The 14750-nt window shown below is 46.7% G+C and carries 14 protein-coding genes; 3 read left to right on the top strand and 11 right to left on the bottom strand.

All coding sequences use genetic code 11. The features are described from left to right. Positions 1-24: 24 nt before the first annotated feature. From HPT30_RS15690 to HPT30_RS15705, 4 genes are all read right to left on the bottom strand, one after another. Complete coding sequence (locus tag HPT30_RS15690; RefSeq protein WP_175372296.1) at positions 25-711, bottom strand: (2Fe-2S)-binding protein; 687 nt, start codon at positions 709-711, stop codon at positions 25-27. A gap of 110 nt (positions 712-821) precedes the next feature. Beyond that, positions 822-1790, bottom strand: a complete 969-nt coding sequence (locus HPT30_RS15695; RefSeq protein WP_175372297.1) for an ABC transporter substrate-binding protein — start codon at positions 1788-1790, stop codon at positions 822-824. Positions 1791-1825: 35 nt separating this feature from the next. Then, the gene (locus HPT30_RS15700; protein WP_175372298.1) at positions 1826-3034 is read right to left on the bottom strand and encodes an alpha/beta hydrolase family protein; all 1209 of its coding nucleotides are present in this window, start codon (positions 3032-3034) and stop codon (positions 1826-1828) included. 170 nt (positions 3035-3204) lie between these two features. After that, positions 3205-4785 carry an AraC family transcriptional regulator gene (locus HPT30_RS15705; RefSeq protein WP_175372299.1) on the bottom strand — a complete coding sequence of 527 codons (1581 nt, stop codon included), beginning with the start codon at positions 4783-4785 and terminating at the stop codon, positions 3205-3207. A gap of 179 nt (positions 4786-4964) precedes the next feature. On the opposite strand from HPT30_RS15705, the gene HPT30_RS15710 reads away from it, so the two are divergent. After that, positions 4965-5327, top strand: coding sequence for a MerR family transcriptional regulator (locus HPT30_RS15710; protein WP_175372300.1), 363 nt, complete (start codon positions 4965-4967; stop codon positions 5325-5327). Positions 5328-5459: 132 nt separating this feature from the next. After that, positions 5460-6215, top strand: coding sequence for a Nif3-like dinuclear metal center hexameric protein (locus HPT30_RS15715; protein WP_175372301.1), 756 nt, complete (start codon positions 5460-5462; stop codon positions 6213-6215). A 164-nt stretch (positions 6216-6379) separates the two neighbouring features. Here the strand turns inward: HPT30_RS15715 and HPT30_RS15720 are convergent, their stop codons facing one another. Together HPT30_RS15720 and HPT30_RS15725 are read right to left on the bottom strand one after the other, a co-directional pair. Beyond that, the gene (locus HPT30_RS15720) at positions 6380-7312 is read right to left on the bottom strand and encodes a DMT family transporter (RefSeq protein WP_175372411.1); all 933 of its coding nucleotides are present in this window, start codon (positions 7310-7312) and stop codon (positions 6380-6382) included. A gap of 2 nt (positions 7313-7314) precedes the next feature. Continuing rightward, positions 7315-8172 carry an AraC family transcriptional regulator gene (locus HPT30_RS15725; protein WP_175372412.1) on the bottom strand — a complete coding sequence of 286 codons (858 nt, stop codon included), beginning with the start codon at positions 8170-8172 and terminating at the stop codon, positions 7315-7317. A 135-nt stretch (positions 8173-8307) separates the two neighbouring features. Here HPT30_RS15725 and HPT30_RS15730 point away from each other — a divergent pair, with 135 nt between their 5' ends. Further along, a complete protein-coding gene (locus tag HPT30_RS15730) occupies positions 8308-9513 on the top strand; it encodes a DNA glycosylase AlkZ-like family protein (protein WP_175372302.1) in 1206 nt (401 codons plus the stop codon). Positions 9514-9672: 159 nt separating this feature from the next. Here the strand turns inward: HPT30_RS15730 and HPT30_RS15735 are convergent, their stop codons facing one another. The 5 genes from HPT30_RS15735 to HPT30_RS15755 form a co-directional block, all read right to left on the bottom strand. Beyond that, positions 9673-10380, bottom strand: coding sequence for an HD domain-containing protein (locus tag HPT30_RS15735; protein ID WP_246317164.1), 708 nt, complete (start codon positions 10378-10380; stop codon positions 9673-9675). Between the two features lie 405 nt (positions 10381-10785). Further along, the gene (locus HPT30_RS15740; protein WP_175372304.1) at positions 10786-11001 is read right to left on the bottom strand and encodes a hypothetical protein; all 216 of its coding nucleotides are present in this window, start codon (positions 10999-11001) and stop codon (positions 10786-10788) included. Further along, on the bottom strand, positions 10998-12197 hold the full coding sequence (locus HPT30_RS15745) for an MBL fold metallo-hydrolase (RefSeq protein ID WP_175372305.1): 1200 nt from the start codon (positions 12195-12197) through the stop codon (positions 10998-11000). Before HPT30_RS15745 ends, HPT30_RS15740 begins: the two co-directional genes overlap by 4 nt. Next, entirely contained in the window at positions 12194-13945 is a 1752-nt protein-coding gene (locus tag HPT30_RS15750) for an ABC transporter ATP-binding protein (RefSeq protein ID WP_175372306.1), read from the bottom strand. The genes HPT30_RS15745 and HPT30_RS15750 overlap by 4 nt, the downstream gene beginning before the upstream one ends. Positions 13946-13963: 18 nt before the next feature. After that, entirely contained in the window at positions 13964-14743 is a 780-nt protein-coding gene (locus tag HPT30_RS15755; protein WP_175372307.1) for an energy-coupling factor transporter transmembrane component T family protein, read from the bottom strand. Positions 14744-14750 lie beyond the last annotated feature (7 nt).

Here is a 14750-nt window from a genome sequence, read left to right on the forward strand (position 1 = left end):
ATAAGGATTGCCTTTACGTTTTGTTTAACCCTGCTGAAGCCAATTCATACGATCTTGCTTGGACAGGCGTGGACAAGTATAGCAGTACGAACGATTAGTACGCTTATATTGTAGGCAGCAGGTATTTTTGATAGCAAGCGTCTTCCCTACTTCGAGCGGATGGTCGATGAACCGGACTTTAGCTTGGAGCGGGTTTTTCGATCGTCCGAAGACCTCAGGGCCAAGTTCATTGCACATGAAAGCATCGTCTTCGGCCAGATAGGACAGCAGCGAAGCATTATCCTGTGTAGACAACAATGCTTGCAGCTTTTCCCTGTAGTTCTGTAGAGAGGTCGGCAGCTGTCCCCATAAGATTCCTAACTGAAGTCCGCTTGCCTCTGATAAACAAAGGAGCAGTGGACTGACAGTATCCTTATAAAAACGGCTGAACACTTGCTCCCGCCATACAGCCCAATCTACCGTGTGTCTTTCTCCTGGCGCATGATCTAATTGATCCTCCGACAGTTGAAAGGCAATTCGGGTGAAGCCCTGCTCAGGTATGAGATGTACCTGCAAGTTTGTAAGTGTGAGGTTCGGAACGGTATTGTGCACCGAAACGCTATACAACAGCGCAGCAGCCACATCCCCAAACCAGCTTACAAAATAAGCTGCAGCAACTGGAAGCTCTTCTGCCTCAATGAACTCGCCGTAAGCGGTGAGAAAGTTCTGCATGACTGCCTTCTCGGTTAAAGCTTCACCTCCAATAGTACATACAGCCTTCCCCTGCTGTTGAATATGAAGGTTACAATAGGAGCTCAGTTGACCCCAAATATTCGTGTCCATTATTTAACGAAGATTCTAGTCAGATCATCCAGCATGGAGTTAGCAGCGTTAGGTCCATATCCACCGAACCAGGAATCCGAAGACAGGGTGTACACCTGATTGTTCTTAACGGCTTTGAGGTTTTTCCAGATGCTTAGATCTTGCAGCTCGTTATAGATACTTTCATTGTCGTTAATGAGTAAAATGTAGTCCGGATTGATTTGCGGAAGCTTCTCATTAGACAATGACTCAAAACGATTGTCCGGTCCAGTTACTGGATAGACAGAAGGCCGGGTGAAGCCGAAATCATCATACAACCATTTGTAATCCGTATCCCCGTAATAACGGATATCATTACGAATACGCAGTACCATTAAGGTTTTGCCGGCTACTTTATCGTGAATCTGGTTCACTGCCTCTTGCTTGTGCTTATCATAGTCGGTGATGACTTGCTCAGCCTTGTCTTGAAGGCCAAAAGCTGTAGCCGTTGCGCGGAACGCTGTCTGCCAATCAGGGGCTACATAGCCATTTTCTAGCATGGCCGTAGGCGCTATTTTCGCGTACTCGTCATAGATTTTTTCGCTGTTGGTGTCTGTAATAATCAGATCGGGAGTTATGGATAACAGCTTTTCCAGATTAACCTTTCCTTGATCGCCAATAATCTCAACGTTATTCAGAAAAGGCTTCAGGTACAGCGGAAAATCTTCATTTTGAGACTTAACTGAAGCCGTCGGCGTTAAACCCAGTGCGATCATATGATCCGTTAAATAAGTTACCGTTGTGGCAATATGAGCAGGCTGATGATCAAGTTTATGTTCCCCATTGATATCCTTGTAGGTAAAAGATGTCTCTTGGGCTGTGTCCGGACTGGCAGTCTGTTCTGCAGCAGGTTCAGAAGACTCCTTGCTGCAAGCTGTAGCAATCGCTAGCAGCATCATAATCAGAATTACTACGCTTAATGGGCGCAGCTTTGTATAATGGTTTCTCATGTTTCTTTCCCCTTTTTCATTCTACTTGATGAGTCTTATACAGCTCGATGGTCTCTCATGACACGGGAACTGGTGATCCAGCCTCTGGCATTGGTCAGCTGCACATAAAATACTCCGCCTACTATAGGCAAAGAGACATGCGCTTCTCCGATATCATTATTCTCGGCCTTGTGCAGGAAAGCCGCCTCTGAACACCAACTGGCGCTTCCCCAGTCCGAGTCATCTTCACACCAGTACAGCACGGCTTTAGTCACCTCAAGCGGCGATTGAAAAAGCACCTGTACCTTCTCCCCATGCTGCTCCACGCGAAGAATGCGGATTAAGGCGGGGCCGTCTCTTGTAATACTGTCTGCAAAAGCGTAGCTCTCTTCACAGGACCATGCTGCCGGATAGGTATGAGGTAGTCCATGCTGAATGCTTAGTCGGCTCTGCAGCGGCGCATCCTCATAGTGATGTTCATGCTGTTCGTAGGACTTCACAAAGATCGACAACGGAAAATGTGAATCCTGGCTGCCGTTGAGCCACAGCATAGGTATCTTACTTTGGTGCAGATAAGAAGACGGGTCCCACAGACTCCGAAGGTGCTCTGCTGTAGCAGGCGGCATCTTAGCAAATCCAAGACCGTAGAGGGTACCTGACTCATAAAGATAGCCACATCCATATACAGGCATGGCAAAAGAAAGCCTGCGATCCAAACCAGACACCAGACTTGTAATAATGCCTCCCCATGAGATTCCTGTAATCCCAATTCGGTCTACATCCACACCAGGTAGCGCGCGAAGGATAGTATGTGCTGATAACACAGCGGCTACAGCGTGATACATCCATTGATCCTGCACTTCTTCACCATAATCTGCGAACACTCCCTGCTTGATGGGGCCGCTCCAAGGATGTGCGGAGAAGCGTGACTGGGATGGGTCCATACTAAGATGATCATGGCTTCTACTGCTGATGTTGTTATAGCTTTCAAAAGGGACCTGTCCCTCAAGATCCATCGCAATTGCGGCGTAACCCCGGTCATTCCATTGCTTCACCCAATGGGAAAATGCGCTCCCTGCACCGCCATGAACCAAAATGATCCCAGGGACCTGCTTAGAGATCTCATCTTGCTTATGTTCTTCGATCTTAGGCATTCCATAGTAGGCAAATACTCGTGTTTCCTTTCCCTTATATGGAACCCCTTGATAAAATACGGCATGAATTCCGGTCTCCTCATCTTCAAAAACCGGATATAGGGCAGGCAATTGGAATAATGACTCCAGATCCCAGGGGATGTGAGTAAAAATAAAAAACCTCCCCCTCCATAATCATGAGAATGATTTTCTTTCTCAACAAACAATAACACTGAACCCTTCTCATTAACATGGATTATGGGGAGATGCAATTTGGATTTTTGTTACCTTTGGAAGTGAAATTAGCGTCTGCTCAACAGCTCAGCAAAATAAGATAAAGCCCGGTCATGAGACCAAGCAGAATACTCCAGAAGTTTCTCTGTGCCAATATCAAAGATTCTGTTATTTTTCGCTGCCGTCAGATTTTGCAACAGCTTGCTTCTCTGCAATGTCCGCCACTCTAGTGCTGCCTTGGGGGATGGATCAACCATAATAACAAGGGCATCGGCGTCATAGGCCGGAAGATCTTTTCGAGTCACAATTTCATACACATCAACTTCGTCTAATGGATGCGTAGCCGTAAGCTGAAAATCGCCATAGAGCACCGAACCTGCATTCCGATCCCCATAGACCCGGTATTCATTATCCATGATCCGCCAAATATTAAGCGTTGCGCTGCCCAGACTCCCGCGTACCTTGCGCCGGACAATCTCTGCTTTGCGATCATACTCTGACAGCCATTGTTGTCCCTCTGGTTCTAAGTCGGCAGCTTCTGCAATGAGCGTCAATTGTTCACGCCAATTCGCAGTAAGCCAAGGAACAGTGACGGTCGGGGCGATTTGCGCCAATTCATGATGGGCCTGTGCATCCAAAAAATCGGTACAGAAAATAAGCTCCGGGTTCGCACCTTGCAGCATGGCTACATTTTCTCCCCACATTTGTCCTATACCTTGTTCATCCGAATGCAAGCGAAGCATCCTGGCATCCGGCTTGTGATTCGGATAGAATGCAGCAGCTCTAGGCAGTAACTGCAAGGCAAGCAGACTTCCAAAGATCGGTTCGGATACACTGGCAATATTTCTCCTCCGGCTATTTACATAGGTCAAGGGAGACATTCCGGTCTGCTGCTTGAAGCGCCGGCTAAAATAAAATTCATCGTCAAATCCCACTCGGGAGGCTGTATCCCTAACGCCGCTCCCCGATAGCAACAGTCCCTTAGCCTTGGCTATTCGCAAATCCATGACAAAGGCTGACGGTGATTGTCCCATTAGCTGCTGAAAGGCTCGTGAGAAATAGCCCGGGCTAAGTCCGGCTAACTGCGCAAGCTCGGTTCGATTCAACTCCTGATCAATATGCTCCCTGATATAGTTAGATACACGTGCAATCGCCTCAGCCAACGTTTCCTCAGTAGAAGGCCTGGCTGTTGAGGATTGTAGCAAAGCCATCAGCTGATAAAAATCAGCCTGTCCCCTGTACCGGCTTGGCCGCTCAGCTAGCTGTACCTGGTGTAATCTGTCACAAAGGCCTGCCAGCATTTGAGGATTCTCACAGCGCAGCCACTTATACCGAACAAGATTATGTTTTGCTAAAAGATTCTGTTCCTGCAGCACATAAGTATCAAATTGAATTCGCCAGCCCTTAAAGGGCTCTTGTTCATCTGCTATAATCTTAGACTCTTGCCCTGGGGGTAGTATGCAGATTTCTCCAGGGGATAGAGAACAAGTATCATTTCCCCACTCCACCGTTGCTCGGCCGTTCAAGCAAATCAGCATTGTATGTGAATCCATGCTGGCGTAGAAACCCCCGCCATTCATCACAATCTCAAGCGCTTGTATCCCATTAAAGGTCAATATATCTGTAAAGACGTCCTCAAGTCTATTCATTAAAATCCCCCCTACTCAACGTCTTAGCTCCCGGTTTATTTTATTTGACTATACCCGTTCTCTGCAGGAATGGAAAAGGGGGAAAATTGGAATTCGCGAATTTGCTAAAATTATCAGTTGTATTGAAGTTCACTTTAAGGGTTATAATAGCCGTAATTTATGTGCGAAGGATGAGAACCATGTATACCATCAAAGAAGTCTCAGAAAAATTCAATTTGGCTTCCCACACGCTGCGATATTATGAAAAAGAAGGCCTGTTGCCGCCTGTTCACCGTATGGACAATGGCAGACGCGTCTACAGCGAGACGGATATACAGCGGATTCAAATGCTGTGCTGCATGCGGGACTCCGGCTTGTCCATTGAAGCGATCAAGCACTACAATGAACTGATCCTTCTTGGGGACGACACTGTTCCGGAAAGACGTGAAATCATTTCTCGGCAAAAAGAGACCGTTCAACAGCACATCGCAGAATATCAGAAATATCTCGACCTATTATCTCAGAAACTGAACTACTACGATGCTTTTTTAGCCGAAAAGTGAAAGAAGTCGCCTCTTTGGCGGCTCTTTTTTATATCTGTAGCTTAGCTGAATTAAAAACAATAATTTGCAGAAAAGGGTTATACCAACATATCATCGAATAAGAACCGTAGGCAACTTCAAGGGGGAATGAAGATGAATCTAACTGCTTTCAATGACTTCATTAAAAGCACCTTTGGCAACTTAGTTGAACAATTCAAAGAAAATGATGAGTATGGCTATAATAATCCCCGATCACAGGATATTATTCAGGTTGGGTTTACAACAAACCTAACTCCAGACGTGATTCGCAAAGCAGTTGATAACAAAGTTCAGTTCATTATTACACACCATGATGCCTGGGATTTTCTATACGAAGTAAGAGAGCAATGTATGCAAGACCTGATCGACAATGAGATTTCACATTTTTATATCCATCTCCCTTTGGATTGTGCAGAATTTGGTACTTGCAACTCGCTTTTGCATGAAATCGGGATATCAAAAATAACTCAGCAGACACACTATGAGGACAACCACGAAATCATTGGTATTGGTGATTATAACGAACCTATAGCTTTTGAGGAACTAGTGGATAGAATCTCAAACGCATTAGCTGAAGATGTGAAGGCATGGAAAAACTCCAATACAACGATTAAGAAGGTGGGAGTGGTCACTGGTGCTGGAAATTCTACAGATCTAATCAGACAAGCCAAAGAAGCGGAGTGCGATGTGTATATCACGGGTGAGAAATCATTGTACTCTGTTCAATACGCAAAATTCGCTGGCATCAATCTCATCGTTGGAAGTCACACATTCACAGAGATCTTTGGTGTTAAATCTCTTGTCGAGAGGCTGAAAGCAGCGTTTAACGAGATTGAGACCATCTATCTTGAGGAGGAACACGTGGAGTAATTCCAAAATATAAGTCTTATTAAAAAAGCGCCCAAAGAACAGACACATCTTTAGAGAAATGTGCTGAGCCTATGGGCGCATTTCTTATAACCTTCTAATGTGGATGCGTATTGGTGAACATTTAAATAGCCTTACTATTGCTATACAGCGTGGTATCCATTTTTCTATAATGATCCTTGCTCTGTGACAGAATCCGTTACATGCCTGCGCTTACGAAGGAATCTTTGTTCAGACACGATTAAACCTGCCAAGGTTAGCGCAATACCCACGATACCAACACCAGTAATCCTTTCATGCAACAACAAATAAGCTGCTATTACAGTAACTACAGGGGTCAAATAAAAGTATACGCTGGTCTTGATTGCTCCCAGAATGCCCACACTCCAGTTCCAGCTAACATAGCACAAGGCGGAAGCACCCAAACCTAGGAACAGAAAATTCCACAAGTGAGACCCTGTCCCAAACCGGGCCAGATCCATTCGAAAATCGCTAATCAAGGTTACCGGCAGCATAAAAATTAGACCGTAGAAGAAGACTCTCCGGGTCATGCCGATTGAAGGGTATTGAAACTGATTGATCTTGCGTAAAAGAATGGAATACAAAGCCCAGCTAATGCATGCAAGAACGGCAAGCAAATCCCCTAGCGGATTTAATTGAAGCTTCGAGCTGCCACTCCAGGAAATAAGCGCAATCCCAATCATCGCAATCAGGAACCCTACAAAAAATCGGAAATGCAACTTCTCATCCTTCAGGATAAAGTGCGCAGCCACCGCTGTAAAAAAGGGAGCTACGGTAACGATGACGCCTACATTGGAGGCATACGTATAGGTTAAGGCGATATTTTCCAAGAGGAAGTATAAGGTCACACCGCATAGCCCCGCTGCTGCAAGCAGTAGCTCCTCCGCTCTCTTCTGAAACGGAATCCGTCTTGGATGAACGATCCACAATGCAGCATAACCAATCAGAAACCGGGTAAACAAAATCTCCATAGGACTAAAATCGCTCAAAAGTACCTTGGACGAGATGAAGGTACTTCCCCAAATCAGTATGGTGACCAGTGTTGCGATATGTGCGGCCGTCCGGTAACGAGAGTGCATCATTAGCGCTCACCCGAAACCGGGGTTTCTGTTACCGTTTCCTGCTGATAGATCCGCATGTACTGCCGGGGCGTCAATCCTATCATCCGTTTGAAAAAATGGGTGAGATGACTTTGATCGCTAAAGCCAGTCAGGTGTGCTGCATCAACAGGAGCCACTCCCAGCTCCAATAACTTCTTGGCATTGCCAATTCGGATCGTCTCCAAATAGTTGTAAGGAGAAAGCCCTTTATGCCGGGTAAATGAACGCAGAAAATGATACTTGCTGAGTCCGGCCAAATCGCTCAATTGCGACAATGTAATTTTAGACGCATAGTTGGCTTCCATATAATCACACACGACCTCAAATTCAGAAGGCCCCTTCTTTCCAGTCTGTTCATGCTCCTCCGGCGAATTCGAATAATCTTGCAGCAATTGGCTAATAAAAAAGAAGAACCATTCCTCTTTTATAAAATCAGGCTCGCCCTTAAGGATCATTTCATGCAATTCTCTCAAAGCAGGCGCTAACTCGCTGCCGGAAAGTACATTCTGTGTGAATGAAGGTAACAACGCACGGCCCGCAATATCGTTCATGATGCTCATCATACGATCCGGCTTGATATTGATGCTGCGGTAATCTAACGGCTTACCATCCACTTCTTCACAGGAATGAACATCACCAGGATTAAAGATCAGGAGATCACCAGGCTGAATGCTATACTCTATATTGTTGCACAGCATACGGCGCGGACTGTTCTCTATATATCCGAATACATAATGGTCATGAAAATGATTGGGGAAGCTGTGCATCACGCCTTGAAACCGGTATGCTTCCACTTGCAGTTCTGTGTCATAACATGCTGTTCTTAATTCACCTGGCACTGGCATTACAACGCCTCCTTTAACATTCTTCATAACTATATCAACTGCGATGACAAAAAGATTGCATGATATTGCTCTAGTTCATACTGTAAACAAGAACTGACGTTTGGTATAGTGGAGTTATAATCATTCCTCATGAAGAAAGCAGGGATTATTATTACACTGTCATCCTTTTCAAAAGCAGATATCAGAAAATACTTAATTACCTATCATCATTTAAGTGACGATTCAGCGCTTCAGAGCATAGATCAAGTTGCTGAGTATATCCGTAAAGTTGGCTGTATTCAATATGATCCGCTTGATGTCGTAGGCCGCAATCCCGATCTGACGCTACAGTCCCGCTGCGCTGCATACAGTAAAGGAGATATAGACCAGTATCTGTATACCGAGCGGGTTTTGTTTGATGTATGGGATAAAAACATGTCTATATGTGAGGTCAGCGATTGGCCTTCTTTTAAACGATTCAGGGAAAGGTATTTGCACTGGTGCCATGAACACCAAGAGACGATTGACGCCATTAGTGCATATCTAAGGGAACATGAGACGGCATGCTCCTCCGATTTTGTACTGGAAGAAAGGGTAGATTGGCATTACGGACCGCAGAGGCTGGCCAAGGCCGCACTAGAAGCGATGTGCTATGCAGGACTTGCCGTTGTTCATCATAAAAAAGGGACTCGGAGATATTATGGCTTGGCCGATCAATTTATACCCGAGCCCTACCTCAGCGCTCCCGCACCCTACACGACAGAGGAAGAGTTCTATAAATGGTTTGTCTTGCGGAGAATCAATAGCATCGGAATCTTGTGGAATAGACAAAGCGATGCTTGGCTGGGGATTAACGGACTTAAAAGTCAGGATCGGAACAGGGCATTCGAAGCATTGCTCCATGAGGGGCGCATTATTGAAATCACCGTCGAAGACATAAAACATCCTCTGTATCTTTCGGCTACTAACATAGAGATATTGAAATCTGCAACAGAGCATGAGCTTAGTGGCAATACGGCCAGAATCATCGCTCCGCTCGATAATCTAATGTGGGATCGGAAGTTGATCCAGGACTTGTTCGGCTTCGAATATACATGGGAGGTCTACGTTCCTGCCGCTAAGCGCAAATACGGTTATTATATACTCCCTGTGCTGTGCGATCAGCAACTGATTGGCCGAATCGAACTGGAAACGGATAAAAGCAGCAAGACTTTGATAGTGAAGCACTTTTGGCCACAGCCTGAGACGAATATCCTGGACTATCGGGAGCAGCTGCTATCTGGCCTGGAACGCTTTAAACAATACAACCTCTGTGATGTCATTGAAATTAGACCGGACGTACTGTTTCTTAAATAACATTTACTCCCGATTGCCGAGAGGTTAAACAAGCAGGCGGAGCCATTACAGAGGGCTTGCGTCAGGCAGAATCCCAGCCGCCCGTATCCGCAAAACCCGCGAAGCGCTCTGGAAGATCAGGGCTGTCGCGGGTTTTTGTGTTTTTAGAATCATGTGGCTTTACTTCAAGGCAGTTACTACAGGGGAGCTAAGTCCCAGTTCGCTCTCGAATTGCTTTAAGAATGCGGTCATCACCTGATGCCGCTGCTCAGCCATCCTTTTTCCGGGCGCCGTATGCATACCATCTGCAAGCTTCAAGAGCTTTTCATAGAAATGAATGTGAACCGAGCCATTGGGAGGAACGTTAGGGTCAAATGCAGACACGATTGATTTCTGCTCCTCCTCAATCATCGGCAGGCCATGTGCACCTCCGAACATAAAAGTACGGGCAATCCCGACTGCCCCTATGGCTTCCAGCCGATCCGCATCCTGCAAGATTTGCGCATCCAGCGAAAGAACAGTGTTAGTGTTATAACTCTCATGCAGCGTTATGACATCCAGAATATTATCGAATGCCTTCTCCCCGATCTCTGGAATAATCAACGAGCCAAACTCCCGGCGCAGCTCTGCTATCGCCTCAAGACCGAAATGCAGCTGCCCGGTTAGCTTCTCTTCTTTGCGATAGTAATCATGCATCAGTCCGGCTGCGGCGGCGATATCTACATCGGCATGAAGTTCTTCCGCGATGCTTGCCGAGAGCTCCATGACCCGCACTGCATGCAAAAAATCATGGCCTGTCGTGTCATCACACATCTTGGCAAATACCTTAGCTACGACAGGTCCAATCCATTCCGGCAAAGGCATTGTAATATACGGAAAATTCAACATCCTCACACCTATTCCTCCTAATGTTATCTATATAATTTCAGGAAAATGGTTGCTAGTCAGGGCAATAGAGCCTTTACTATCTGCCTCCCTCATCTCATCATCTCTGCATGCCTAAATTGGTGTAGCTCACTTCATACCTAAATTGTCGTGGCTCCTGCATTTCCTAATTTGGCGTAACTCACTTCATTTCAAACTGGCGTAACTCACTTCATTCCTATATAAGAGCATTTTCGTACCTTATTTTTCTTGTTTTTAGGTTGTTTAAGGAAATAAGAGCATTATTGTAGCTTAATTTTTGGAAAAGTGCCCTAAAGAGGGACATTTGGAAAATTTAACATACAAAAATGCACTTATCTTAAGCAAAACACCTGCTGCATCTGATTTAAGGTACAAAAATGCACTTATTTACACCATGGGGAGCCTTGAGCCCCTTCCACTACATGTCTTCTCGACTTTTGTTTCAATCTCTCGTTTCTCTTGTTTCTCTTGTTTCTCTTGTTTCTCTTGTTTCTCTTGTTTCTCTTGTTTCTCTTGTTTCTCTTGTTTCTCTTGTTTCTCTTGTTTCTCTTGTTTCTCTTGCTTCTCTTGTTTCTCTTGCTTCTCTTGCTTCTCTTGTTTCATTCTCTTGTCGTCTCTTCTAACTTGCTTCCCCTACGCCATACGCGCCATTCATGCTGTTTAAGCAGCCTCATTCCGCACAATGCTTCTTCCCCAAGGCCTTCCGGTGCTATACCGTAATGCATCAAATAGGTATGTTGGCGAATGGCTTCAGGGTATTGGCATAAGTCTTGAAAGCTGGCATGGACGGGACTGGAATCAAAGCTGCAATCATGGTAAAAATCCGTAATTCCTTCTTCGTGGAGTCTGGACACCAGGTCTGCGTCCGCCACCATATCTGCGCTATAAAAGAAGCGATTATTGATCACGAGCGAACAGCTGAACTTGGAGGGCACGTGATGTGTTTGAATCCAGTACATGGGCAGTAGCGGGTGGTCTGCTGCAGCACCAAAGCTGCCATCAGCATTACCAGCCCTATTAACAACACCTGCACCATTAGTAGCATTAGTAGCACTAGTAGCACTAGCACCACCAGTACCATCATCAGCATCTTCAGCAGCATCAGCATCATCAGCATCATCATCAGCATCATCAGCATCATCATCAGCATCATCAGCATCTTCAGCAGCAGCATCAGCATCATCAGCATCATCAGCATCTTCATCATCATCAGCAGCATCATCATCAGCATCATCATCAGCATCATCAGCATCATCAGCATCATCAGCAGCATCATCAGCATCTTCATCAGCATCAGCAGCAGCAGCATCACAAGCATCACCAGCACTACTAGCATCACTCACTTCACCAACAACGCCCGCACCACCAGCAACGCCGGCACCAATACTAGCCGTTAACCAAAAAGGCTCCCCTTCTTCGACGGTCTGTATATCAAAGTAATCTGCTAAAGATGTTTTTCCTTCTGCCGCATTCTCCAAAGTTCCGCGTAGATGCTGTTCCCATAAAATGGGCTGCAGCGGAGCCGGTAGCCAGAGCTTCATCTTGCGTCCGGCTGCATAGGCTCCGTACAATGCGGCTTCATCCAGCCCTCCGCAATGATCGTAATGCAAATGTGTAATAAAGATACCATCGATATCCTCAAAGCCGAGTCCAAGTTCATACAAGCTGTGCCAAGCCAGTGCTCCGCAATCAATCAGAAATCGGCGACCCTCCACTTCCAGCAATGCATTGTTATGATAAGTGGACTTCACAAATCCGTTGCCGACGCCGAGCATCATGATGCGAAATTCCCGGTTCATTCTACACCTCCGCCAAAAGCCGGCTCTGGCAGAGCCGCAGCGGATAATGCCTCCACCAGCTCATCAGAGGTCAGTGCAGTCGGTGTCCAACCCCAGATATGCGACAGCTCAACCACTGGCGGAAGCGTAATATGATAACGCTCCAGCTCTTTTCCCTTTGAAAACACCTCACGAGTAGGCGCATCCCACACAATCTGTCCCTGTGACAGTACAATTGTACGCGGAATATAGTCTGCTACAACCCGCATATCATGCGTAAGCATAATAATGGTATGGCCTTGGCGCCAGAGCTCGGCAATATAATCCATCATTTCCCGGCAGCGTACGGAATCAAGTCCAGTCGTCGGTTCGTCCAGAATAATCACTTCCGGCTGCATCACCAGTATGGAGGCAATCGCTACTCTGCGCCGCTCTCCCCGGCTTAAGAAATGGGGATGCTCCTCCAAATACTTATCGATTTGCAGCAGTTTTGTTACTTTCATGACGCGTTCCTCAATCTCAGAAGCCGGCAGCTTCTGCACACTTAAGCCATAAGCAACTTCGTCATATACGGTACGCCGAACAAACTGATAATCCGGATTTTGAAAAACAAAGCCGATATGACGCGCCCGCTGGTCAGCCCGGTATTCTCTGGAGGGCTTGCCGTGAATCAGCAGCTCTCCACCATGCGGCTTCAAGAGGCCCGTAATCAGCTTACACAACGTGGATTTGCCCGCACCGTTACGGCCAATGACTGCTGCGAATTCGCCCCTGCCGATCTTGAGATTCAGCGGCTTGATGGTCATCTCATCTTCCTGCTTGCGGTAGCGGAACGTGATATTCCTCAACTCCAGCAGCGTTTCACCAGCAGGTGCTACCCCGCCTTCAGGCATTCGATCACTCTCCTGCCTGGGAGGTTCAGGGCGAACAATACCTCTGTTGTGCAAAGCCTTCCGTAGTTCTTCCACTGACAACGGATCACAGTCCCTGTGCTGCTCGTCTTCTATTTTCACACCCAGCTTACGTGCCAGTTCAATCACTTGCGGCATCGGCAGCCATTCCCGGACAAGCGGTTCATCGTATAGACGGTTTGGCGGAGCATCCGCTACGATTTCCCCTTCTGCTACCACGATTACCCGGTCGACATAGGGCATAGAAACATCGAGATTATGATCAACAAAGACGATTGTATACCCCCATTCCTGGTGCAGCTGGCGAATCGTCTCCAGCACCATTTCTTTGCCAAGTGGATCAAGCTCCGCAGTCGGCTCGTCCAGTACGATGACCTTCGGCTTCGTCATCAGACAAGCGGCAATGGCGACCCGCTGCTTCTGCCCGCCGGACAAGTCCAGTGTGGAGCGAAGCAGCAGCGACTGGATCTCCACTCTCTCCACAACTTCTTCCAGCCGCCGGTCAATCTCTTCAGCGGGGAAGCCCATATTTTCAAGCGCAAAAGTCAGTTCTTCCTTCACCGTACCCCTGACGAGCTGCCACTCCGGGTCCTGCAGTACGGTCCCGACTACAGAGACAAGATCGTTCGGATAGACATCCTGTACCCGGTTCCCATCTACCGTCACACTGCCCTGGTAAGTGGAACCTTCCGTTTCATGGGGAATCAATCCGTTGATTGAAAAGCATAACGTCGACTTCCCGCCGCCGCTTGGCCCAGTGACAAACACAAACTCGCCGGGCGTAATATTCAAATTCAATTGATGCAGCATCGGCTTTCCCGACGAATACGTACAGCTGTAATTATCGAAACGGATCATCTTGACTCTCCTCCGTTGTTATAAAGTAAAGAAGCATCTTAGTCCTAGCCAGGTGATAAACAGCAGTCCCCCCGCCAGAATGACCCGTTTGTCGATTCCGGTAATCCTGGGATTGTAATAGTAAGTCCGCTTGTTCTTCCGCCCCGCCCCCTTGAGTGTCAGGGCGAAGCTGGTCGTACGGAATCGCTTCAAGAAGACGAACAGGACTGGAACAAGCGTACTTGCGAACCGGACAGAACGGGCATACAGATTGCCTGAGCGAAAATCAACGCCCCGCACGTATTGCGCGTCCATCACCGTTTTGACGTCGAAGATCATCAGGCTCCAGTAACGCAGCGCAAGGGATACGGACAATGTCACGAATTCAGGCAGCCCGAACTTTTTCAGCCCCATAACAATATCTTCATTAGAGGTCGTGAACAGAATCAGGAAGAAGAGCAAACACCAAATCAGCATACGGCACATGAATTTTAGCGAAACTGCGATGTTACCAGAAGAAATAATGATTTTCCAATAGCCCAAATCTGCCTGAAAGTATAACGTTCCACCTGCGTCAGACAGAAAGTAAGACAAACTCATCGTGAATGACAGGATCAGAACGGGAACGAGCAGCAGCCAATGCCATCGTGAGGGACGAATATAAATGAATAATGCCAAACATACCAGCAGCAGAACTGTTAGACTTACGAGCTGGTCCATAAAGAGCGGAATAAAGGTAAGGAGTAAACCAAAGACTAATATTTTCGTAAAGCCGTGCAAGTAGTGCAGAAGCGAATTCGATGGATAATACAATTGCATAAGTGTA

Source organism: Paenibacillus agri (assembly GCF_013359945.1).
Classification (GTDB): Bacteria; Bacillota; Bacilli; order Paenibacillales; family Paenibacillaceae; genus Paenibacillus_AQ; species Paenibacillus_AQ agri.